This is a genomic window from Paragemmobacter kunshanensis, from assembly GCF_011059185.1.
GTDB lineage: Bacteria > Pseudomonadota > Alphaproteobacteria > Rhodobacterales > Rhodobacteraceae > Paragemmobacter > Paragemmobacter kunshanensis.
Genome location: NZ_JAALFE010000001.1, coordinates 110,409 through 130,699 on the forward strand (window position 1 = coordinate 110,409; position 20,291 = coordinate 130,699).

A 20,291-nucleotide genomic window follows, 5' to 3' on the forward strand; every position below is an offset into this window, starting at 1 on the left:
CGGAGGAACCGGAATGGACCGCATCACCACGCTCGAGGCGCTGCACGCCCTTTACGGCACCCCGGCCGATCCCGCCCTGCGCAAGGTCGTGGATCGCCTGATCCCCAGCTATCGCGCAGTGCTGGAGCGCAGCCGGTTCTGCATCCTCACGACCGTCGGCCCCGAAGGCACCGATGGCAGCCCGCGCGGCGATGACGGCCCAGTCGTCACCGTGCTGGATGACCGCACCCTCGCCCTGCCCGACTGGAAGGGCAATGAACGGATCGACAGCCTGCGCAACATCGTCCGCGACGGGCGGGTCAGCCTGTGTTTCCTGATCCCGGGCTGGAAGAACCTGATGCGCGTCAACGGCACCGCCGCGCTGACCGCGGATCCCGCCCTGCGCGCAAGCTTCGACAGGAACGGGGTGCTGCCGCGCACGGTGATCGTCATTTCGGTGGCCGAGGTCTATTCCCAATGCGCCCGCGCCGTGGTGCGGGCGGGGCTCTGGACGGCAGGGGACCAGTCGGCAGGCCTGCCGACAACGGGCCAGATGCTGGCGGATGCCACGGCGGGCGGGATCGACGCCACGGAATATGACACAGCCTCGGCGAAACGCGCCGGGTCGATCTGGTAGCCCCCACCGCTCCGCGCCGAACAAACCCACCCCTCCCCCAACCCCTCCCCGCCCTGCGGAGAGGGGAGCCACTCCCTCCCCCGGAACGGGGGGAGGGTCGGGGAGGGGGGGCTTGCGCTACACCTCGAACCGGGTCGCGCCCCGGCGCTTTTCATCCACCGGCTGCGACAGGACCACCGCCTGATAGGCCCGCTGGTCGCAGCCCGATCGCGGGCAGATGCGGCAGTTGATGCCCACCGGCGTCATCCGCGCGCCGGTCACGGAAAACGCCTCGGCATAGCCGATCTCGGCGGCATGTTCGATGGCGCAGCCCATCGCCACGGCCAGACGGTTGTCCTGCGCATGGCGCGCCCATGTCGGGCGGTCCACCGTGCGGGCAAAGACAAAGAACTGCGACCGATCCGGCATTTCCACGAATTGCGGCACGATCCGCCCCGGCGTGCGGAAGGATGTATGCACATCCAGCCGCGGGCAGGCCCCGCCATGTTCGGCCAGATGGAACCCCGTCGCGTTGAACCGCTTGGTCACGTTGCCGCCCTTGTCGATGCGCATGAAGAAGAAGGGCACCCCCTGCGCCCCTTCGCGCTGCAGCGTCGTCGCGCGATGGCAGGCCTGTTCGAATGACACGCCAAAGCGCGTGGCGATATGGTCCAGATCGTATTTCGTCGCCCGCGCCTCGGCCAGGAAGGCATCATAGGGCATCAGCACGGCCGCCGCGAAATAGTTGGCCAGTTCCACCCGCAGCCGCGCCACCCCGCGCGGATCGGTGATCCCCGACCGCGCCGCCAGATTGTCCAGAAGCGCGCGCTGTTCCAGCAATCCGCACATATGCACCAGCTGGAAGATGCGGTTGGTGTGATCCAGCGCCTCGGACAGCAGGATCTCGCGCCGCGCCTCGTCATATTGCCGCAGCGTGCCGGGCAGATCCTCCACCCGCACGAGGCGCACCGTCACCCCCACCCCCTCGCGCAGGCGGCGCTTCAGGGCGACATAGGTCTCGTCCGGCTCCACCGTCGCGCCCGCCCAGAACCCCTCGGCCGCCTCTTCCAGATCGCGAAAGTGATTCCGGTGCTTGCGGAACTCGTTGTGAACCGCCGCCTCGGGCGTGGCCAGGATCTGCGGCGCCTCGCCCTCGGTCAGTGACAAAAGCTGATCCGTCGCCGCCTGATAGGCGCTGTGCAGCCGCAGAAAGGCCTGCACCAGCCCAGGCGCATGCACCATCGAGGCGCGCAATTGTGTAAGGTCGGGCTTCACCTCGGCGAAAAGCGGGTCCTGCATCACCGCCCGCAGATCGGCCAGCTGGCTGGTGCCATCCTCTTCCGCGATCTCGCGCCAGTCGACGCCATAAACCTCGAACATCCGCAAAAGGACCGAGACGGAGACCGATCTTTCGTTGTTTTCCAGCAGGTTGACATAGGAAGGGCTGATGCCCAGCGCCTTGGCCATCTGGCCCTGCGTCTCGCCCCGCTCCAGCCGCAACCGCCGCATATGCGGCCCGATGAACGTCTTCTGCATACCGCCGCACACAATTTGGGTTTCGTCATCTTTACAATATTACATTATTCACACTCTGTAAATTCTCGCATTCACAGCAGGACGCGCTTTCATTTTGCACAAGCCCGCCCCGGTGGCATGGAAGGATCAATGAACGGGAGGACGCCATGAAAACCGGAACGCAGCACCTTTACATCCCCGGCCCCACCAATGTGCCCGAGGCCGTGCGCCAGGCCATGATCGTGCCGATGCAGGATCACCGCGCCCCGGATTTCGGCGACCTGACGTTGGGCCTCTTCGCCGATCTGAAAAAGGTTTTCAAAACCGAAACCGGCACCGTGATGATGTTCCCCGGTTCCGGCACCGGCTGCTGGGAAGCGGCGATCACCAACACGCTGAACCCCGGCGACAAGGTGCTGATGGCGCGGCACGGGCAGTTCTCGCTGCTCTGGGCCGACATGGCGGTGAAGCTGGGCCTCGATGTGGAGATCGTCGATCTCGCCTGGGGGGCCGGCGCGCCCGCCAATGAATTCGCCCGCATCCTGGGCAATGATCGCCATGGCAAGATCAAGGCCGTCTTCGTGACGCATAACGAAACTGCGACCGGCGTCACCTCGGACGTGGCGCTTGTCCGCCGCGCGCTGGACGAGTCGTTCCACGATGCGCTGCTGTTCGTCGATGGCGTCTCCTCCATCGGCTCCATCGACTTCCGCATGGATGAATGGGGCGTCGATCTGGCCGTCACCGGCAGCCAGAAGGGCTTCATGCTGCCCGCGGGTCTGGGGATGCTGGGCGTCTCGGCCAAGGCGATGGCGGCGGCGGAAGGCGCGAAGATGCGCCGCGCCTATTTCGATTTCACCGACATGGCCCGCGCCAATGCCACCGGCTATTTCCCCTATACCCCGCCCGTGCCGCTGTTCCACGGCCTGCGCCGCGCGCTGGACCGGATGCTGGACGAAGGGATGGAGAACATCTTCGCCCGCCACCGCCGCCTCGCCTCGGGTGTGCGCAATGCGGTTGCCGCCTGGGGGATGGACCTCGCCGCCGAACACCCCTCGCTCTACTCCGACACGGTCAGCGCGATCCGCGTGCCGCAGGGCGTGGATGCCCGCGACGTGATCCGCATCGCCTATGATCGCTACAACTGTTCCTTCGGCGCCGGCCTCGGCCCGCTGAACGGCAAGGTCTTCCGCATCGGCCATCTGGGCGATCTGAACGAAGGCATGTGCCTTTCCGCCATCTCGCTGGCCGAGCTTTGCCTCGCCGCCGCGGGCGCGCAGATCCGCTTCGGATCGGGCGTCGCCGCCGCGCAGGAAATCTATGCCGAACCCGCCGCCCGCGCCGTGCAGCGCAGCACCCGCGCCGCCGCCCGCATCGCCGCCGAATAACACCCAGAGGAAACCATGTCCCACACGCTTTACCCGCTGCGGCGCCAACGCCTGCAGCGATCGGAACTCGCTGTCCCGGCGTCAAACCCCACGATGATCGACAAGGCCGCCGAAGGCCCCGCCGATTACGTCTTCCTCGACCTCGAAGACGCGGTCGCCCCCCCGGAAAAGGAACAGGCCCGGAAGAACGCGATCCAGGCGCTGAATGACATCGACTGGGCCGCCAAGGGCAAGACGGTTTCCGTCCGCATCAACGGCCTCGATACCCATTACATGTATCGCGACGTGGTCGATGTGATGGAACAGGCAGGCAGCCGCGTGCATACGCTGCTGGTCCCCAAGGTGGGCGTCCGCGACGACCTCTATATGGTCGAGGCGATGGTGAACCAGATCGAACAGGGCAAGGGCTATACCACCCGCGTCGGCCTTGAAGCCCTGATCGAAACCGCGCTCGGCATGGCCAACGTCGAATCCATCGCGCAATTCGGCGGCCGGCTTGAGGCGCTGCATTTCGGCGTGGCCGACTACGCCGCCTCGATGCGCGCCCGCACCACCAATATCGGCGGGTTGAACCCGCATTACCCCGGCGACCAGTGGCACGCCGCCATCAGCCGCATGGTCATCGCCTGCCGCGCCTATGGCCTGCGCGCCATCGACGGCCCCTTCGGCGATTTCTCCGATCCCGAAGGCTACAAGGAAGGCGCCCGCCGCGCCGCCGCCCTGGGATGTGAAGGGAAATGGGCGATCCACCCCAGCCAGGTTTCCATGGCGAACGAAGTTTTCAGCCCCACAGATGCCGAGGTGACAAAGGCCCGCCGCATCATCGAGGAACTGCGGATCGCAGAATCCCAGGGCAAGGGCGCGGCCAGCCTTGATGGCAAGATGATCGACGCCGCATCCGAAAAGATGGCGAACAACGTGCTGGTGATCGCCGAGGCGATTGCCGCCAAGTAACGGCCCAGCGGACTCCAGGGAGGAATACCGAATGGACATTCACGAATATCAGGCCAAGGAAATCCTCGCCCGCTTCGGCGTGCCCGTCCCGCGCGGCGGCCTTGCCTACAGCCCTGAACAGGCGGGCTACCGCGCCCGCGAACTGGGCGGCAATGCCTGGGTGGTCAAGGCCCAGATCCATTCCGGCGGCCGCGGTGCGGCGGGCGGCGTGAAACTCTGCCGCTCGGAATCCGAGGTGCAGGAATTCGCCGCCACCCTCTTCGGCCGCCAGCTTGTGACGAAGCAGACCGATGCCAATGGCAAGGGCGTCTACCGCCTCTGGGTCGAAGGCGCCTCCGACATCGCGCAGGAGCTGTATCTGGGCTTCGTCCTCGACCGGAAATCCGAACGGATCATGATCGTCGCCTCCGCCCATGGCGGGATGGAGATCGAGGATCTGGCCGAGAACGACCCCAACTCGCTCCGCCGCATGACGATTGATCCGGCGGCGGGCCTGTCGGAATTCCAGGCGCGGGAACTCGCCTTCCAGCTTGGCCTGAAGGGCGGCCAGATCGCCCAGATGGTGAACATCCTCAAGGCCTGCTACCGCGCCTATCGCGATCTCGACGCCATGATGGTCGAGATCAACCCGCTTGTCATTACCGGCTCGGGCGATCTCGTCGCGCTCGATGCCAAGATGTCCTTCGACACCAATGCCCTCTTCCGCCGCCCGGAAATCGCGGAACTCCGCGACCGCAGCCAGGAAGACCCGCGCGAAAGCACGGCGGGCGACCACGGCCTCGCCTATGTCGGCCTCGATGGCGACATCGGCTGCATCATCAACGGTGCGGGTCTGGCGATGGCGACGATGGACATGATCAAACTCGCCGGGGGGGAGCCTGCAAACTTCCTCGATATCGGCGGGGGGGCCAGCCCGGAGCGGGTCGTGCGGGCTTTCCGCACCGTGCTGGCCGACCGTAACGTCAGCGTCATCCTCGTGAACATCTTCGCGGGCATCAACCGCTGTGACTGGGTGGCGCAGGGCGTCGTGCAGGCCTATCGCGAACTGGGCCTTTCCGTGCCCGTCGTCGTCCGCCTTGCCGGCACCAATGTCGAGGAAGGCCGCCGCATCATCCAGGATTCGGGCCTGCCGCTGATCACCGCCGACACGCTGGCCGACGCCGCCGAAAAGGCCGTCGCCACGCGCCAGAAACTCGCAGCCTAAGGGGAACGACAGATGGCCATCCTCATCACCGAAAAGACCCGCGTCATCGTGCAGGGCATGTCGGGCCGCATCGGCCAGTTCCATGCCGAAGACATGATCAAGCACGGAACCAATGTCGTGGGCGGCGTCACCCCCGGCAAGGGCGGCGAAAGCCTGCTTGGCCGCCCCCTCTTCAACACCGTGCGCGAAGCGGTGGAGGCGACGGGGGCCGAAGCAAGCCTCGTCTTCGTCCCCCCGCCCTTCGCGGCGGACGCGATCATGGAAGCCGCCGACGCAGGGATAAAGACCGCCGTCTGCGTCACCGACGGCATCCCCAGCCAGGACATGATGAAGGTGAAGCGCTTCCTGAAGCGCTATCCCGCCGAACGGAAGATGCGCCTGATCGGGCCGAACTGCGCGGGCATCATCTCGCCCGGCAAGGGCTTCATGGGCATCATGCCGCCCCATATCTACATGCCCGGCCGCATCGGCATCGTCGGCCGCTCCGGCACGCTGGGCTATGAGGCCGCCTCCCAGATGAAGGCGCTGGGCATCGGCGTCTCCACCTCTGTCGGCATCGGCGGCGATCCGATCAATGGCAGCAGCTTCCGCGACATCCTCGAACTCTTCGAGGCGGACCCGGAAACCGATGCCGTGATGATGATCGGCGAAATCGGCGGCCCGCAAGAGGCCGAAGCCGCGATCTATGCCCGCGACCACATGAAGAAACCGGTCGTGGCCTATATCGCCGGGCTGTCGGCGCCCAAGGGCCGCAAGATGGGCCATGCCGGGGCGATCATCTCGGCCTTCGGGGAAAGCGCGCAGGAAAAGGTGGAAATCCTCTCCGCCGCCGGCATCACCATCGCGCCGAACCCGTCCTCGATGGGCGAAACCATGGCGCGCGTCCTCGCCACCCGCCGCGCCGCAGCCTGACAGCCTTCATCGCGCCTTTGCGGGGCGGCTTCCGGGCTGCCCCCTTTTCCCGGCCTCAGGGCTTCATCTTGGCCCAAATACCCAAATTCCACGGGGCCAACCCCGCGCTGTCAGGCGAATTTCAGCGCGATGATCCCGGCCAGGATCAGCCCGACCCCCAGCACCCGCCCAAGGTTCACCGGATCGCCGAACAGGAACACGGCCAGCACCGCCGTCCCCACCGCGCCGATCCCCACCCAGACGGCATAGGCCGTGCCCACGGGCAAGTCCTTCATCGCAATGGACAAAAGCCAGAATGAGGCCAGCGCCCCCACCACCGTCAGCACCGAAGGCAAGGGCTTGGTGAACCCGTCGGAATATTTCAGACCCAGCGCCCAGCCGGTTTCCAGAAAACCCGCGAGGACAACGATCAGCCAGGGGCTCACGCCGCCAGCCCCTTCGATCCCATCTCGATGAACTTGGTCCGGCGGTCCTTGATCAGCGCCTCGGGCTTCTTGCCCGACAACTCCTTCAGCATCACCTCGATGCCCTTGCCCACCGCCTCGATGGTTTCCTTGCGGCCCCGCTGCGCCCCGCCCAGCGGTTCCTTGATGATCCGGTCCACGACGCCCAGCTTCTGCAGATCCTGCGCCGTCAGGCGCAGCGCCTCGGCGGCCTCGCGCATCTTCTCGGCATCCTTCCACAGGATCGAGGCGCAGCCCTCGGGGCTGATCACCGAATAGACGGAATGTTCCAGCATCGCCACGCGGTTGGCCGTGGCAAAGGCCACCGCGCCGCCCGATCCACCCTCGCCGATCACCACCGAAATCAGCGGCACGCCGATCTGCAGGCATTTCTCGGTCGACCGGGCAATCGCCTCGGCCTGGCCGCGCTCTTCCGCGCCCTTGCCGGGATAGGCGCCGGGCGTGTCGACCAGCGTCACCACGGGCAGGCGGAACCGGTCCGCCATGTCCATCAGGCGGATGGCCTTGCGGTATCCTTCGGGCCGGGCCATGCCGAAATTCCGCTCGATCCGGCTTTTCGTGTCATTGCCCTTCTCATGGCCGATCACCACGACCGGCTGGTCGTTGAACCGCGCGATCCCGCCCATCACCGCATGGTCATCGGCAAAGTTCCGATCCCCCGCCAGGGCGGTATATTCGGTGAACAGCGCGTCGATGTAATCCTTGCAATGCGGCCGGTCCGGGTGGCGGGCCACCTGGCATTTCCGCCAGGGTGTCAGATCCTTGTACAGATCCTTCAGCAGCACCTCGGCCTTGCGATCCAGCGCCTCGGCCTCTTTCGTGACATCCATGCCGGAATTGCCCCGCGCCATCGCGCGCAGCTCTTCCGCCTTGCCCTCGATCTCGGCCAGCGGCTTTTCGAATTCCAGATAGTTCATCGGGCACTCCCTGAAGGATCGCCCCTATATGCGCAGGGACGGGCCAAGATGCAACTCGCCCCTTGGCGCTGCGCGTCTGGCCGCCCCCGGAAACAGCAGCGCCCCGCGGCCGGGGCCACGGGGCGTGCATCCTCCCCTTTGCTGCGCGGGGCCTCCTCTCCCCGTGGGTCGCAGCGCGGGTAATCTTTGCAAAGCGCCTGTTTTTCACGCTTCGGTTGCGAAACCCTGCCCGCAGCAGCGGCGGCCTGTCAACGATTCATTGCTGACGCTACGTCAACCTGCGATCAGTTCCGCCTGCCGCACGATCACCTCGGCCTGCTTGATGGAGGCGATATCCACCAGACGGCCCTTGTAGACGGTCGCCCCCTCGCCCCGCGCCTTGGCGGCCTCCATCGCCTCCAGGATCTCGCGCGCTTCGGCCACCGCCGCATCCGACGGGGTGAAGACCTCGTTCGCAAGCGTCACCTGTTTCGGATGGATCGCCCATTTCCCCACCATGCCCAGCGTGGCCGACCGCCGCGCCTGCGCGCGGAAGCCTTCGTCATCGCTGAAATCGCCGAAGGGGCCGTCCACCGGCAGGATGCCATGCGTCCGGCAGGCCGCCACGATCGCCGCCTGCGCCCAATGCCAGGGGTCGGACCAATGCTTCACACCCTCGCGCAGCATGTAGTAATTCTCCTGCGTGCCGCCGATGCCGGTGGTCTGCATCCCCATGCTGGCCGCGAAATCCGCCGCGCCCAAGGACATGGCCTGCAGGCGCGGGCTGGCCTTGGCGATCTCCTCCACATGGGAAATCCCGGCCGCCGATTCGATGATCACCTCGAAGGCAATCGGCTTCGTCCGCCCCATCGCCCGTTCCACCGCCGTCACCAGCGCATCGACCGCATAGATATCCTCGGCGCAGCCGACCTTGGGGATCATGATCTGATCCAGCCGCTCCCCGCCCTTTTCCAGCAGGTCCACCACATCGCGATACCACCAGGGCGTGTCCAGCCCGTTGATCCGCACCGAAAGCGTCTTGCGCCCCCAATCCACGCCGGAAATCGCCTCGATGATGTTCTCGCGCGCAACGGCCTTGTCCGACGGCGCGACCGAATCCTCCAGATCAAGGTTGATCACATCCGCCTCGCTCGCCGCCATCTTGGCAAAGATCGCGGGCCGCGATCCGGGGCCGAACAGCTGGCAACGGTTCGGGCGGGCGGGGGCGGGGGGTTGCAGGCGAAAGCTCATGGTCAGTCTCGCAATGAAATTACGGTTGGCGCTGCGCCAGCGATATAATCTTGCGCCGCACCGCGCAAGCGCCTTTTCGCACCCGCAGCATGGCCCTGTCCCGGCTTGACTTGCCCCCCGCCCTGCCGCCCCCTCGCCCCAGACAGGAGGCCCCATGATCACCGCCACGCTGGAAACCTTCCCCCTTGCCCGCGCCTTCACCATCTCGCGCGGGTCAAAGACCGAGGCGCGCGTCGTCACCGTCACCCTCACGCGCCATGGCATCACCGGGCGGGGCGAATCCGTCCCCTATGCCCGCTATGGCGAAAGCCCCGAAACCGTGCTGGCCCAGATCGCCACCCTGCCCGAAGGCATCACCCGCGCCGCGCTGCAAGAGGCCCTCCCCCCCGGCGCCGCCCGCAACGCGGTGGATTGCGCGCTCTGGGACTGGGAGGCAAAGGCCAGCGGTCAACGCATCTGGCAAGGCGCGGGGCTCGCCGCCCCCCGCCCCCGCATCACCGCCTATACCCTCTCGCTCGACACGCCCGAAGCCATGCGCGCACAGGCCCGCGAAAACGCCCATCGCCCGCTTCTGAAGATCAAGCTCGGCACCGAGGGCGACATGCCGCGACTGGAGGCCGTCCGCGCCGGCGCCCCCGCCGCCACCATCATCATCGACGCCAACGAAGGCTGGACGCCCGAGATCTATACCACCCTCGCCCCCCATCTGCTGCGCCTTGGCGTGGCGCTGGTGGAACAGCCCCTGCCCGCAGGGGCCGACGACATGCTCGCCGAAATCCCCCACCCCATCCCCATCTGCGCCGACGAAAGCGCGCATGACCGCGCCAGCCTGCCCGCCCTGAAAGGCCGCTATGACATGGTCAACCTGAAACTCGACAAGACCGGCGGCCTGACCGAGGCGCTTCTGATGGCCGATGCCGCCCGCGCCATGGGCTTCGGGCTGATGGTCGGCTGCATGGTCGGCACCTCGCTGGCCATGGCGCCCGCGATCCTTCCTGCGCAGGGCGCGGCCTTCACCGATCTGGACGGCCCGCTCTTGCTGGCGCGGGACCGCGACCATCCCCTGCGCTATGATGCCGAAGGCGTGCATCCGCCAGAGGCGGCGCTGTGGGGGTGACATATCCCGCGCCGACCCCGCGCGCCCCGGGCTTGACCCGGGGCCGCCAAGAGGTAGCCAGAGGTCCCGGGTCAAGCTCGGGACGGGAGTCCTGCAACGGGATTGACCACCCGCAAAGCGCCTTCGATCACCAACCCATCCTGCATATCCTCTGACAGCACCCTGTCACAGCCTGCAACCAGGGCCGCGGCAACGATCATGGAGTCATAAACAGACAGCCCATATCGCGCCGCCACTGCGCGCCCGACATCGTGCATCTCAACTGTCAGGTCCACGACACGACACAGACCCCTGATCCCAGCCAGAAACTCGCCCGCCTCTGCCAGAGGCATCCCTGCCTTGCGGACACAGTTCACCAAGACCTCGTTCAGCACCTGAACGCTGATCGTTCCACCTGCCGACAGCACGGCCTCGGCCCGATCTGCCTTCGGCCCATCGTGCAGCAGATAGAGGATCACGTTGCTGTCGATGAAGTCACCGCCCGTTGGCATCATCGCGGCTCAGACGATCCCCGGCCGCCAGCCGCCCGCGAAACCGCCGCAGCCCTGCCAGCACTTCCTCGGGCCGCGCCTCGCGCCGCACGGCAAACCCACCCGCCGCAGCGTGCAACGAAACCTCATCCCCCTCGCGCAGGCCCAGTTCGCGCACCAGTTCCGCAGGCAGCCGCACTGCCAGCGAATTACCCCATTTCGCAACCTGCATGATCGCCCTCATCCCTGCGGATATCCAACGATAAATGTATATCATTCCACACGGATCGGCAACATCTCCGCTTGACCGGCGCGGCCCTTGCCCACTTCCCCCTTGACCCCGCGCCCCCCTTGCGCCCTAACCGCCTCAAGCCACACGCGCAGGAGGAAACCCGATGTCCCGCACCGTCTTCGTCAACGGCACCTACCTGCCCGAGGATCAGGCCACCGTCTCCATCTTCGACCGGGGCTTCCTGATGGCCGATGGCGTCTATGAGGTGACCTCCGTCCTTGATGGCAAGCTGGTCGATTTCGACGGCCACACCAAACGCCTGCACCGCAGCCTGGAAGAGCTTGACATGCAGGCCCCCTGTTCGGACGCAGACCTGCTGGAGATGCACCGCGAACTCATCCGCCTGAACGGCATCGACCAGGGCATGATCTACCTGCAGGTCACGCGCGGCAATCCGGGCGACCGCTCCTTCCTCTTCCCCGATGGCGCGGTGAAGCCCACCATCGTGGCCTTCACGCAGGATATCCCCACCCTCGCCGATGCCCCTGCCGCCAAGACAGGCTTCAAGGTCATCTCGGTCCCCGATATCCGCTGGGGCCGCCGCGACATCAAGACGGTGCAACTCCTCTACCCCTCCATGGCCAAGATGATGGCCAAGAAGGCCGGCGTGGATGATTCATGGATGGTCGAGGACGGCCATGTCACCGAAGGCACCTCGAACAACGCCTATATCATCAAGGGCAACCGCATCATCACGCGGCAACTGACGAACGACATCCTGCATGGCATCACCCGCGCCGCCGTCCTCCGCTTCGCCGCCGAAGCGCAGTTCGAGGTGGAGGAACGCCCCTTCACCGTGGATGAGGTGAAACAGGCGGATGAGGCCTTCGCCACCGCCGCCACCATCTTCGTCATGCCCGTGGTGGAAATCGACGGCGCGCAGATCGGCGCGGGCAAGCCCGGCCCCGTCGCCACCCGCCTGCGCGAGCTTTATATCGACGAAATGCGCAAGGCGGCCATCTGACCGCCTCCGCACGTGGCAAGTGGCGCAAGGCGGCGGTCTGACCGCCGCCCCGCCCGCCGAGAAACGCCCGACAGGGCCGCCTGTCCTTAGGCGGCCGCGCTCAGGACGATGACGGTCACGTCAACCGCCGTGCCAAAGGGCACATTGGGCAGGCTGGCCACGACCCGATCCGCCACCAGCACATCCGTGCCGCCACCGGCACCTTCCTGCAGGCGCATGGGGTAATCCCCGGCGGCGGTGCTGCCGTTCACGAAGGGCTCCACCTCGATCCGCAATTCCTCTTGCGCGGGGTCGATATCCGCGATGGTCACGGCGGCACGCCCGGCGGTCACGATGCCAAAGCCATCCACGCCGCCCCCGCCGTACAACATATCCCCGTCATCGCCCGCCACATCGTCATCCCCCGGCCCGCCGAACACCGTGTCGGGGCTGTCCGTCGCGCCCAGATCAATCGCTGCCAGCGTGTCGTTCCCCACCCCGCCATGCAGCACGTCAAAGCCAAGCTGGGCGGAAATATTGTCATCCCCGGCAAGGCCATAGATATCCTGGCTGGCCCCCACATAACGCTCGAAATCGTTCTCCCCTGTCAGCCGGATCCCGGTATCCTCCGGATCGCGCCGGATCACGATATCCGCAACCTCCAGCCCCGCCGCCCCGTCCAGCCGCGCCGCCACAGACCCGTTGACAGAGACAACCGCCGTGCTGCCCTCGCTCGTGATGGTCACGACCGGGGCCCGCGTGCCGGCATAAAGGATCTCCATCCGGTCCTGCGCCAGGTCGAAATCCGTCACCGTCACGCCCGCCGCGCCATCCAGCGTCAGGATATCCGCCCCCGCACCAAGCGAGACCCGATCCTGTCCATCGACAAGGATGCTGTCATTGCCCGCACCCCCCGCAACCGTATCCGCGATGAAGCCTGCATCGCGGGCGTCGATGATGTCATCCCCATCGCCCCCGGTCAGGCTGTCCGCCCCGATGCCGCCATTCAGCACATCGTTCCCGGCCCCGCCATCCAGGCTGTCATTGCCCGCGCCGCCGGCCAGCACATCGGCCCCGTCATCGCCCGACAGCGAATCCGCGCCTTCGCCGCCCGCCATCCCGTCATCGCCAAGGCCACCGCTCAGCAGGTCGTCGCCCGCGCCGCCCGACAGGGTATCGGCATCGCTGTCCCCGTAGATCGAGTCATTGCCCGCCCCGCCGATCAGGGAATCGGCCCCCTCGGCCCCCCGCGCCAGGAAGCCGATCACCGCCCCGCCGCCCGCCAGCACGTCACGCCCCGCGCCCAGAAAGACCGAATCCGCCCCGCTGTCCGAGAACATGGTCACCGTATCCGCCCCGGCCCCGCCGAACAGCGTGTCGGCCCCCGCGCCGCCGGTCATGCGGTCATCCCCCGCGCCACCCAGCAGGGTATCGCTTCCCTCGCCGCCAAAGAGCCGGTCATTCCCGCCCTCGCCGAACAGCCGGTCCGCCGCATCGCCGCCAAAGATCGTGTCATCATCGGCCTGGCCATAGATCGTATCCACGCCCTCGCCACCATAGAGCTTGTCCGCCCCCGTCCAGCCGCGCAGCGCATCCGCGCCCGCCCCGCCGAACAGGCGATCCGCGCCATCGCCGCCGCCAAGGACATCGGCCCCGCCCCGGCCCAGCAGCGTATCATCCCCGCCAAGCCCCGAGATCGTGTCGGCGACATTCGTCCCGGCCAGCAGGTCATCGCCGGATGTCGCGCCGCCGCCCGCGATGCGGGCCGGGGCGGCCTGGGCCAGAAGCGTCTGATCCTGATCGGTATCGTCGCCTGCCGCCGGACCGGCGGTGTCGTCCCCCGTGCCGGCCGCCTCGGCGGCCTCTCCCTCGCTGTCATCATTCGTGGAACTGTCGAGAAGGAAGTTGGACAGCGCCGCAAAGGGCAAGGCAAGCAACATCAGAAGGGCGCTCATCACACAAACTCCAGCACTCGTTACAATGCCGAAAATTTGACGCAATTCATGCGCCCAAAGCAAGCGATTCCCGGGGCCGAGGGTCGCGCGTTAACGATGCGGAAACTATTTGCGCTGCACCCCGGAAACCGTTCCCGATTCGCGAACAATCACCCCTACGGTCCCGGTTCCGGCGGCAGGGCGGCCTCAGCCATGGGTCTTGAAGGCCTCGGTGAAGGCGGCCTTCTGGGCATCCGATGCCTCGGCCTGATGCAGCGCCTTCCAGTCGTCATAGGGCATGCCATAGACCAGCGTCTTCGCCTCGTCCTTGCCCAGCGGCACGCCCGCCTCTGCCGCCGCCTCGGCCATCCAGCGGCTCAGGCAGTTGCGGCAGAAGCCGGCAAGGTTCATCAGGTCGATGTTCTGCACATCGGTCCGGTTCTGCAGATGGTCGCGCAGCCGCCGATAGGCGGCGGCCTCCAGGGCCTGCATCGTGGCATCGTCGATCTGGGTCATGCGGCGGTCCTCCTTCCGGCAAAGGTAGGCCCTGCGCCCCGCGCGCACCAGCCCCCCGGAAGGCCCCGCCCCGGCGCTGCGCGCAGAGCGCGCGCACCCTCCCCGCTAGACCCGCGTCCGCACGATATCCGCCGCGTTCAGCTGATCCGCCCGCAGCCCCGGCAGATAGACCACATCCGCCCCGTCCACGGTGACCATCACACCCTGATCCTGCTGCTCCACCACGATATCGACCCCGGCCTGCGACTCTACCAGCACCTCAAGCCGGTCCTCGGCCGGGTTGAAATCCTCCACCCGCACCACTTGCCCGAAATTCGGATCCGCCGGATCGTCCGGCACCGGCGGCACCAGCGCCGAGAAGATATCCGCCCCCGCCCCGCCGGTCATCACATCGCCCCGGTCGCCGACCAGCACATCATCCCCATCCCCGCCGATCAGGCGATCCTCGCTCGCCTCGCCCCCCACATTGAACAGATTGTTCAGAACCCGGCTCTCGACCGGGCCGGAAATCGCGCCATAGCGGGCTTCCACCGCAGTGATGAAGGCATTGCGATCCAGATCATCCAGAACATCGCCGGGCGAGGCGCTGTCGGGCGTCAGCCCGATCAGCACGTCATTCCCTGCCCCGCCATCCAGCGTATTGGCCCCGTCCATGCCCGCCAGCACATCCGCGCCCGCCCCGCCCGCCATGGAATCATCCCCGGCCCCGCCGACCAGCAGATCGTTCCCCGCATCGCCGGACATCTGGTCATTGCCCGCACCGCCCAGCAGCACGTCATTGGCCGCCCCGCCCAGAAGCGTATCCGTGCCATTGTCGCCCACCAGAAGATCGACCCCGGCATCGCCCTGCAACAGATCATCGCCGTTGAAGCCAAGGATCAGGTCATCCCCGGCATCGCCCGAGATGTCATTGTCGCCCGCATCCCCGCGCAGAAGATCCGCCTCATCCTCGCCGCCATCCACGGCAGGGGCGGGATCATCATCCCCGCCTGACAAAAGCCCGATCAGGCCAAGGGGGATAATCGTCAACAGAACCAGCAACATGGCAAAACTCGCACAGGGAAATCACACCAGCCGTCAGTTGCGGGGTCTCCGCCGATTCTGTCAAATGCCGCGCAGTTCGCGCCACATCACGGAAACAATCCGCGCCAGCGCGGTGAATTGTCGGCAATTCGCGCCTATCCCCCCGCCCCGGCCAGCGCCCGCCGCAGCAGCGGCGCCAGACGCGCGCCCCAGGCGGCCTGATCCGCAGCCGTGGCGATCAGGTCGTTCCTGACCTCGATCAGCGTGTTCTGCCGCCCCGGGCGCAGGGCGTGCCGGTCGATCGCATCGCCCGGCAGATGGCCCGAATAGGGCTCGTTGTCGCCCACGCACAGATCCGCCTCGCCGCGCAGCACCTCGATCAGGGCATGGCTCAGCCGCCCGTCCAGATGCGAATGCAGCACCCCCACATGCCAGGGGCGCGGCGCGCGCCCCTTCAGGCAGGGGGTAAAGGAATGCACCGCCACGATCACCACATCCGGCCGCCGCGCGGCCAGCCGCGCCAGCGCCGCGTGATAGGGGCGATAGAGCCGCGAAAGCCGCTCCTCCACGCCCTCGGCCCCGATATGGCGGTTCGCCGGGATGATCGTGCCGTCATACAGCTTCATCACCAGCGTCGGGTCATCCTCGCCCCGGTTCGGGTCGATCACCAGGCGGCTGAAATCCGACAGCACCACCGGGCTGTCCAGCGCCGCGCCCAGCGCCTCTGCCACCCCCGCCGCGCCGATGTCAAAGGCGATGTGGCGGCCCATATCCGCAGGCCCGATCCCCAGATCGCCCCCCGCCACCCAATCCGGCACGCGGTTCGTCGCATGGTCGCAGGTGATCAGCCAGCGCCCGGGCCGATCCTCGCCGATGATCCGATAGGCACTCACACCCGCCAATCCCCTGCCGTTTTCATGAATTCGTCATTTATTCTGACGAAGAGGAAACCGCCAGTTGCGGCAGGCCCCCGATTGCGCCATAACCCGCCTCGGCCCACGACAAAATGAAGAACTGCAGAAGGAGGAAGGCATGAGACGCCTTCGGAACGTCAAGATCGTGGCCACACTCGGACCGGCCTCCAGCGATTACGCAACCATCCGCGCTTTGTTCGAGGCGGGCGCAGACGTGTTCCGCCTGAACATGTCGCACGGCACGCATGACGATATCCGTGCGCGCCATGTCATCATCCGCCGGGTCGAGGCCGATACCGGCCGCCCCATCGCGATCCTGGCCGATCTTCAGGGCCCCAAGCTGCGCGTCGGCGCCTTTGCCAATGACGCGGGCGAGGAACTGGCCGAAGGCGCGGCCTTCCGCATGGATCTCGATCCCGCGCCGGGCGACGCGACGCGCGTGCAACTTCCGCATCCCGAGATTTTCGCCGCGCTGGAACCCGGGGCCTCGCTTCTGGTCAATGACGGCAAGATCCGCCTGCGGGTGGAAACCTGCGGCAAGGACTTTGCCAATTGCACCGTCACCGTGGGCGGCACCATCTCCAACCGCAAGGGCGTGAACGTGCCCGATGTCGTGCTGCCGCTGGCCGCGCTGTCGGACAAGGATCGCAAGGATCTGGAATTCGCCTGCGAACTGGGGGTGGACTGGCTGGCGCTCTCCTTCGTGCAGCGCCCCGAAGACGTGATCGAGGCCCGCGATCTGGCCCGTGGCCGCGCCGCCATCCTGTCCAAGATCGAAAAGCCCGCCGCCGTAAAGGCCTATGACGCCATCCTTGAGGTGTCGGATGGCATCATGGTGGCGCGCGGCGATCTGGGCGTCGAACTGCCCGTGCATTCCGTGCCGCCGATCCAGAAGAAACTGGTCCGCGGCGCGCGGGCGGCGGCAAAGCCGGTGATCGTGGCCACGCAGATGCTCGAATCCATGATCGAATCGCCCATGCCCACGCGGGCCGAGGTGTCGGACGTCGCCACCGCCATCTATGAAGGCGCGGATGCGATCATGCTGTCGGCGGAATCCGCGGCCGGGAAATACCCGGTCGAGGCCGTCACCACCATGAACAACGTGGCGATCAGCGTCGAAGGCGATGCCGTCTACCGCCAGATCATCGAGGCCAGCCGCAGCGTCGCCCGCACCTCGGTTGCCGATGGCATCGTCGCCGCCGCGCGCGAGATCGCCGAAAGCGCCGACATCAAGGCGATCTGCTGCTTCTCGCAATCGGGGACGACGGTTTCGCTGGTGGCCCGCGAACGGCCCCGCGTGCCGATCATCGCGCTGACCCCGCTGATGGAAACCGCCCGCCGCATGTGCCTGACCTGGGGCGCGCATTGCGTCATCACCGAAGAGCAGGACCGCTTCAAGGGCGCCGTCATCTCGGCCGTCCGCGCCGCGCGGACCTATGGCTTCGCCTCCGAGAAGGATCAGATCGTGCTGACCGCGGGCGTCCCCTTCAACGTGCAGGGGACAACGAACATCCTGCGCGTCGCGCCCTGCGATGAACGATTGATCTACCGGGTCGATCCCGAATAACCTGAAACGGCCCGCATCCAAGATGCGGGCCGTTTCGGTTGTAAGGGGTGCGCCTGTTGGTCAATACGAATGATCTCTCCCTCGTTCTCGGGGTGGTGCTGGCCGTCTTTGCCATCCCCTCGCTGCTCAACGCCTGGACAGAGGATCGCCCCCCGCGCTTTGGCACCATCATCGGCCTGACCGGCCTCGTCCTCATCGGGCTTGCCATGGCGCGCAGCCCGTCGGGCTATGGTCTCGATGACGTGCTTCCCGCCTTTTCCCGCGTCATCCGGGCCTTTCTCCACTGACCCGCCCCCCGGCCGCAGGACACGCGCATGGACCATGACCTTCTCCTCATCCTCGGGCTCGGGCTCTGCTGCCTGTCCATCCCCTCGCTGCTTTCGGCGCTGATCGACGATCGCCTGCCCCTCGTCGCGGGCTTCGGTCTTGTCGTGGGCGGGGCGCTGGCCCTCTGGGGCCTGCTCGGCGGCAGCATGGACCTGCACCCCGCCAACCTGCCCCGCCTCTTCTTCGAGGTGCTGGGCCGCTACCTGCCCTGATCGCGCAGGGGCGCGCGAGCGCGCCCCCCCCGCCCGCGCTTTTCCCCTTGCGCCCCGGCCCGGCCCCGCCTATACGGCCCACCTTGCGATACCCGCGCGACCGGCCGATGTGGCATGCCGAGTCGCGCCTGCAACCACGGAGATGGAAATGCCCAAGATGAAGACCAAGTCGGCGGCGAAGAAGCGGTTCAGCTTCACGGCCTCCGGTCGGGTGAAGGCCGGCGTCGCCGGCAAGCGCCACGGCATGATCAAGCGTACGACGAAATTCATCCGCGATGCGTCCGGCACCATGCTGCTGTGCGACAGCGATGCGAAGATCGTCAAGAAGTACATGCCCTACGACCGGTAAGGAGAACAGCATATGTCCCGCGTCAAATCCGGTGTCGTGACCCACGCCCGTCACCGCAAGGTCATCAAGCAGGCTGCCGGTTACTACGGTGCCCGCTCGCGCAACTTCCGCACCGCCACCCAGGCGGTCGACAAGGCCAACCAGTATGCCACCCGCGACCGCAAGACCCGCAAGCGCAACTTCCGCGCCCTGTGGATCCAGCGCATCAACGCGGCTGTCCGCCTGTTCGACCTTGAGATGACCTATTCCAAGTTCATCAACGGCCTGGCCAAGGCCGGGATCGAGGTGGACCGCAAGGTTCTGGCCGATCTCGCCGTGCATGAGCCCGAGGCGTTCAACGCCATCGCCGCCCAGGCCAAGGCCGCGCTGGCCTGATCGCCAGACGGCATCGTTTCGAAAAGGCCGCCTCCGGGCGGCCTTTTTCATGCCCGGCGGTAAACCCCGGCGCGGATCGTCCGTTCCTGCTGCACAGATGGCAAAAGCCACGGCACGGGGATCCGCAAGGATCCCGATCTGACAGGAAAGGATCCCCCCCCGCCCGGACAGGGCCGCCCCTCCCCCCCCGTTTTTTCCGCATGCTTGACCCGCCTTCAGGCGGATGCAACCTTAAGATGATTATCATATTGGAACCCTGACGCATGTTTCGCCCCCTGATTGCCCTTTTCTCCGCGCTCTTCCTGCTGTCGGCCTGTGGCGAGGTTGTCACCGAAAGCACAAGGGACGCCCGCATCCTGCTGATCGGCGATTCCATGATGGCGGCCAATCGCGGTTCCGGGCGCGCCGTGGCCAATGCGATCGAACGGCAACTGGGGGAAGAGGTGATCGACCGGTCGGTGATCGCGTCGCGCTATTTCTATTTCCTGCCCATCTCGGGCGCGGCGGGGCTGCGCCTGCCCGCGCAGTATCAGCCCGGCGGCTGGGACTGGGTGGTGATCAATGGCGGCGGCAATGACCTGATGTTCGGCTGCGGCTGCGGCTTTTGCAACACGATGGTCGATCGCCTCGTGTCGCGCGATGGCACCTCGGGGGCCATTCCCGAACTGGTCGCCCGCATCCGCAAGACCGGGGCGAAGGTCGTCTATTCCGGCTATCTGCGCAATCCCGGCCTCTATACCCCCGTCCGGGCCTGCAAACCCTATGGCGACGAACTGGATCGCCGCCTTGCCCGCATGGCGGCCCGCGATGACGGCATGATCTTCCTGCCCATGTCCGACCTTGTGCCAGCGGGCGATCCCAGCCTGCACCAGGAGGACATGATCCACCCCTCGCCCAAGGGCAGCGCCGCCATCGGCGCCCGCATCGCCGCCGCCATCCGCGCCAACGGCGGCTGACGCCGCCGGTGGGGGAGGAAACCTCCCCCACACCCCCTCGCGCCCATGGCCAGCGGGCGCACCCCTTGCATCGCAGGCCCCGTGCCGCTACCACCGCCTCGCATCTGCAGGAGGCTT

At 66.7% G+C, this 20,291-nt stretch carries 23 protein-coding genes; 13 read left to right on the forward strand and 10 right to left on the reverse strand.

Features of this window, described 5'->3' with window-relative positions; genetic code table 11:
* The first annotated feature begins 13 nt into the window (after nucleotides 1-13).
* Nucleotides 14-616: an MSMEG_1061 family FMN-dependent PPOX-type flavoprotein gene (locus tag G5V65_RS00655; RefSeq protein ID WP_165046492.1), complete on the forward strand. Its 603-nt coding sequence runs from the start codon at nucleotides 14-16 to the stop codon at nucleotides 614-616.
* Between the two features lie 117 nt (nucleotides 617-733).
* Here G5V65_RS00655 and G5V65_RS00660 read toward each other — a convergent pair whose 3' ends face one another.
* On the reverse strand, nucleotides 734-2,131 hold the full coding sequence (locus tag G5V65_RS00660) for a helix-turn-helix domain-containing protein (protein ID WP_165046493.1): 1,398 nt from the start codon (nucleotides 2,129-2,131) through the stop codon (nucleotides 734-736).
* A gap of 146 nt (nucleotides 2,132-2,277) precedes the next feature.
* On the opposite strand from G5V65_RS00660, the gene G5V65_RS00665 reads away from it, so the two are divergent.
* Genes G5V65_RS00665 through sucD form a run of 4 tightly spaced genes read left to right on the forward strand, consistent with a single transcriptional unit; the run spans nucleotide 2,278 to nucleotide 6,568 of the window.
* Nucleotides 2,278-3,498, forward strand: a complete 1,221-nt coding sequence (locus G5V65_RS00665; RefSeq protein ID WP_165046494.1) for a pyridoxal-phosphate-dependent aminotransferase family protein — start codon at nucleotides 2,278-2,280, stop codon at nucleotides 3,496-3,498.
* 15 nt (nucleotides 3,499-3,513) lie between these two features.
* Complete coding sequence (locus G5V65_RS00670; RefSeq protein WP_165046495.1) at nucleotides 3,514-4,452, forward strand: HpcH/HpaI aldolase/citrate lyase family protein; 939 nt, start codon at nucleotides 3,514-3,516, stop codon at nucleotides 4,450-4,452.
* A 31-nt stretch (nucleotides 4,453-4,483) separates the two neighbouring features.
* On the forward strand, nucleotides 4,484-5,656 hold the full coding sequence (locus tag G5V65_RS00675) for a malate--CoA ligase subunit beta (protein ID WP_165046496.1): 1,173 nt from the start codon (nucleotides 4,484-4,486) through the stop codon (nucleotides 5,654-5,656).
* 12 nt (nucleotides 5,657-5,668) lie between these two features.
* A complete protein-coding gene (gene sucD, locus G5V65_RS00680) occupies nucleotides 5,669-6,568 on the forward strand; it encodes a succinate--CoA ligase subunit alpha (RefSeq protein ID WP_165046497.1) in 900 nt (299 codons plus the stop codon).
* Nucleotides 6,569-6,678: 110 nt separating this feature from the next.
* On the opposite strand, the gene G5V65_RS00685 is transcribed toward sucD, so the two are convergent.
* The 3 genes from G5V65_RS00685 to G5V65_RS00695 all read right to left on the reverse strand — a co-directional run bounded on the left by G5V65_RS00685 (nucleotide 6,679) and on the right by G5V65_RS00695 (nucleotide 9,179).
* Nucleotides 6,679-6,993: an SMR family transporter gene (locus G5V65_RS00685; RefSeq protein ID WP_165046498.1), complete on the reverse strand. Its 315-nt coding sequence runs from the start codon at nucleotides 6,991-6,993 to the stop codon at nucleotides 6,679-6,681.
* On the reverse strand, nucleotides 6,990-7,949 hold the full coding sequence (locus G5V65_RS00690) for an acetyl-CoA carboxylase carboxyltransferase subunit alpha (protein WP_165046499.1): 960 nt from the start codon (nucleotides 7,947-7,949) through the stop codon (nucleotides 6,990-6,992). The genes G5V65_RS00685 and G5V65_RS00690 overlap by 4 nt, the downstream gene beginning before the upstream one ends.
* Before the next feature lie 273 nt (nucleotides 7,950-8,222).
* Complete coding sequence (locus G5V65_RS00695; protein WP_165046500.1) at nucleotides 8,223-9,179, reverse strand: L-malyl-CoA/beta-methylmalyl-CoA lyase; 957 nt, start codon at nucleotides 9,177-9,179, stop codon at nucleotides 8,223-8,225.
* Between the two features lie 154 nt (nucleotides 9,180-9,333).
* Here G5V65_RS00695 and dgcA point away from each other — a divergent pair, with 154 nt between their 5' ends.
* The gene (dgcA, locus tag G5V65_RS00700) at nucleotides 9,334-10,296 is read left to right on the forward strand and encodes an N-acetyl-D-Glu racemase DgcA (RefSeq protein ID WP_165046501.1); all 963 of its coding nucleotides are present in this window, start codon (nucleotides 9,334-9,336) and stop codon (nucleotides 10,294-10,296) included.
* Between the two features lie 71 nt (nucleotides 10,297-10,367).
* Here dgcA and G5V65_RS00705 read toward each other — a convergent pair whose 3' ends face one another.
* Both G5V65_RS00705 and G5V65_RS00710 read right to left on the reverse strand, forming a co-directional pair.
* On the reverse strand, nucleotides 10,368-10,790 hold the full coding sequence (locus G5V65_RS00705) for a PIN domain-containing protein (protein WP_241250396.1): 423 nt from the start codon (nucleotides 10,788-10,790) through the stop codon (nucleotides 10,368-10,370).
* Nucleotides 10,771-10,998 (reverse strand): AbrB/MazE/SpoVT family DNA-binding domain-containing protein, encoded by a 228-nt coding sequence (locus G5V65_RS00710; RefSeq protein WP_165046502.1) that lies wholly within the window; start codon nucleotides 10,996-10,998, stop codon nucleotides 10,771-10,773. The genes G5V65_RS00705 and G5V65_RS00710 overlap by 20 nt, the downstream gene beginning before the upstream one ends.
* Before the next feature lie 163 nt (nucleotides 10,999-11,161).
* Here G5V65_RS00710 and G5V65_RS00715 point away from each other — a divergent pair, with 163 nt between their 5' ends.
* Entirely contained in the window at nucleotides 11,162-12,022 is an 861-nt protein-coding gene (locus G5V65_RS00715) for a D-amino-acid transaminase (RefSeq protein WP_165046503.1), read from the forward strand.
* Between the two features lie 86 nt (nucleotides 12,023-12,108).
* Here G5V65_RS00715 and G5V65_RS00720 read toward each other — a convergent pair whose 3' ends face one another.
* From G5V65_RS00720 to G5V65_RS00735, 4 genes are all read right to left on the reverse strand, one after another.
* The gene (locus tag G5V65_RS00720) at nucleotides 12,109-13,956 is read right to left on the reverse strand and encodes a calcium-binding protein (protein WP_165046504.1); all 1,848 of its coding nucleotides are present in this window, start codon (nucleotides 13,954-13,956) and stop codon (nucleotides 12,109-12,111) included.
* 186 nt (nucleotides 13,957-14,142) lie between these two features.
* The gene (locus G5V65_RS00725; RefSeq protein ID WP_165046505.1) at nucleotides 14,143-14,451 is read right to left on the reverse strand and encodes a DUF1244 domain-containing protein; all 309 of its coding nucleotides are present in this window, start codon (nucleotides 14,449-14,451) and stop codon (nucleotides 14,143-14,145) included.
* A 105-nt stretch (nucleotides 14,452-14,556) separates the two neighbouring features.
* Entirely contained in the window at nucleotides 14,557-15,480 is a 924-nt protein-coding gene (locus G5V65_RS00730; protein WP_165046506.1) for a calcium-binding protein, read from the reverse strand.
* A 149-nt stretch (nucleotides 15,481-15,629) separates the two neighbouring features.
* Nucleotides 15,630-16,367 carry an N-formylglutamate amidohydrolase gene (locus tag G5V65_RS00735; RefSeq protein ID WP_165046507.1) on the reverse strand — a complete coding sequence of 246 codons (738 nt, stop codon included), beginning with the start codon at nucleotides 16,365-16,367 and terminating at the stop codon, nucleotides 15,630-15,632.
* Between the two features lie 139 nt (nucleotides 16,368-16,506).
* On the opposite strand from G5V65_RS00735, the gene pyk reads away from it, so the two are divergent.
* The 6 genes from pyk (at nucleotide 16,507) to G5V65_RS00765 (ending at nucleotide 20,174) form a co-directional block, all read left to right on the forward strand.
* Nucleotides 16,507-17,955 carry a pyruvate kinase gene (gene pyk, locus G5V65_RS00740; RefSeq protein ID WP_165046508.1) on the forward strand — a complete coding sequence of 483 codons (1,449 nt, stop codon included), beginning with the start codon at nucleotides 16,507-16,509 and terminating at the stop codon, nucleotides 17,953-17,955.
* Between the two features lie 56 nt (nucleotides 17,956-18,011).
* Complete coding sequence (locus G5V65_RS00745; RefSeq protein WP_165046509.1) at nucleotides 18,012-18,242, forward strand: hypothetical protein; 231 nt, start codon at nucleotides 18,012-18,014, stop codon at nucleotides 18,240-18,242.
* A 27-nt stretch (nucleotides 18,243-18,269) separates the two neighbouring features.
* The gene (locus G5V65_RS00750) at nucleotides 18,270-18,494 is read left to right on the forward strand and encodes a hypothetical protein (RefSeq protein WP_165046510.1); all 225 of its coding nucleotides are present in this window, start codon (nucleotides 18,270-18,272) and stop codon (nucleotides 18,492-18,494) included.
* 148 nt (nucleotides 18,495-18,642) lie between these two features.
* A complete protein-coding gene (gene rpmI, locus G5V65_RS00755) occupies nucleotides 18,643-18,843 on the forward strand; it encodes a 50S ribosomal protein L35 (RefSeq protein ID WP_031338626.1) in 201 nt (66 codons plus the stop codon).
* 12 nt (nucleotides 18,844-18,855) lie between these two features.
* Nucleotides 18,856-19,218 (forward strand): 50S ribosomal protein L20, encoded by a 363-nt coding sequence (gene rplT, locus G5V65_RS00760; RefSeq protein WP_165046511.1) that lies wholly within the window; start codon nucleotides 18,856-18,858, stop codon nucleotides 19,216-19,218.
* Between the two features lie 263 nt (nucleotides 19,219-19,481).
* The gene (locus G5V65_RS00765; protein ID WP_165046512.1) at nucleotides 19,482-20,174 is read left to right on the forward strand and encodes an SGNH/GDSL hydrolase family protein; all 693 of its coding nucleotides are present in this window, start codon (nucleotides 19,482-19,484) and stop codon (nucleotides 20,172-20,174) included.
* Nucleotides 20,175-20,291 lie beyond the last annotated feature (117 nt).

What these genes read in the sequence shown, in the direction of transcription:
- sucD (WP_165046497.1), top strand. Translation starts at nt 5,669, where the DNA reads ATGGCCATCCTCATCACCGAAAAGACCCGCGTCATCGTGCAGGGCATG.
- G5V65_RS00750 (WP_165046510.1), top strand. Translation starts at nt 18,270, where the DNA reads ATGGACCATGACCTTCTCCTCATCCTCGGGCTCGGGCTCTGCTGCCTG.
- dgcA (WP_165046501.1), top strand. Translation starts at nt 9,334, where the DNA reads ATGATCACCGCCACGCTGGAAACCTTCCCCCTTGCCCGCGCCTTCACC.
- pyk (WP_165046508.1), top strand. Translation starts at nt 16,507, where the DNA reads ATGAGACGCCTTCGGAACGTCAAGATCGTGGCCACACTCGGACCGGCC.
- G5V65_RS00710 (WP_165046502.1), bottom strand. Translation starts at nt 10,998, where the DNA reads ATGCAGGTTGCGAAATGGGGTAATTCGCTGGCAGTGCGGCTGCCTGCG.
- G5V65_RS00670 (WP_165046495.1), top strand. Translation starts at nt 3,514, where the DNA reads ATGTCCCACACGCTTTACCCGCTGCGGCGCCAACGCCTGCAGCGATCG.
- G5V65_RS00765 (WP_165046512.1), top strand. Translation starts at nt 19,482, where the DNA reads ATGTTTCGCCCCCTGATTGCCCTTTTCTCCGCGCTCTTCCTGCTGTCG.
- G5V65_RS00665 (WP_165046494.1), top strand. Translation starts at nt 2,278, where the DNA reads ATGAAAACCGGAACGCAGCACCTTTACATCCCCGGCCCCACCAATGTG.
- G5V65_RS00655 (WP_165046492.1), top strand. Translation starts at nt 14, where the DNA reads ATGGACCGCATCACCACGCTCGAGGCGCTGCACGCCCTTTACGGCACC.
- G5V65_RS00690 (WP_165046499.1), bottom strand. Translation starts at nt 7,949, where the DNA reads ATGAACTATCTGGAATTCGAAAAGCCGCTGGCCGAGATCGAGGGCAAG.
- G5V65_RS00705 (WP_241250396.1), bottom strand. Translation starts at nt 10,790, where the DNA reads ATGATGCCAACGGGCGGTGACTTCATCGACAGCAACGTGATCCTCTAT.
- rpmI (WP_031338626.1), top strand. Translation starts at nt 18,643, where the DNA reads ATGCCCAAGATGAAGACCAAGTCGGCGGCGAAGAAGCGGTTCAGCTTC.
- G5V65_RS00660 (WP_165046493.1), bottom strand. Translation starts at nt 2,131, where the DNA reads ATGCAGAAGACGTTCATCGGGCCGCATATGCGGCGGTTGCGGCTGGAG.
- G5V65_RS00725 (WP_165046505.1), bottom strand. Translation starts at nt 14,451, where the DNA reads ATGACCCAGATCGACGATGCCACGATGCAGGCCCTGGAGGCCGCCGCC.
- rplT (WP_165046511.1), top strand. Translation starts at nt 18,856, where the DNA reads ATGTCCCGCGTCAAATCCGGTGTCGTGACCCACGCCCGTCACCGCAAG.
- G5V65_RS00695 (WP_165046500.1), bottom strand. Translation starts at nt 9,179, where the DNA reads ATGAGCTTTCGCCTGCAACCCCCCGCCCCCGCCCGCCCGAACCGTTGC.
- G5V65_RS00720 (WP_165046504.1), bottom strand. Translation starts at nt 13,956, where the DNA reads ATGAGCGCCCTTCTGATGTTGCTTGCCTTGCCCTTTGCGGCGCTGTCC.
- G5V65_RS00715 (WP_165046503.1), top strand. Translation starts at nt 11,162, where the DNA reads ATGTCCCGCACCGTCTTCGTCAACGGCACCTACCTGCCCGAGGATCAG.
- G5V65_RS00675 (WP_165046496.1), top strand. Translation starts at nt 4,484, where the DNA reads ATGGACATTCACGAATATCAGGCCAAGGAAATCCTCGCCCGCTTCGGC.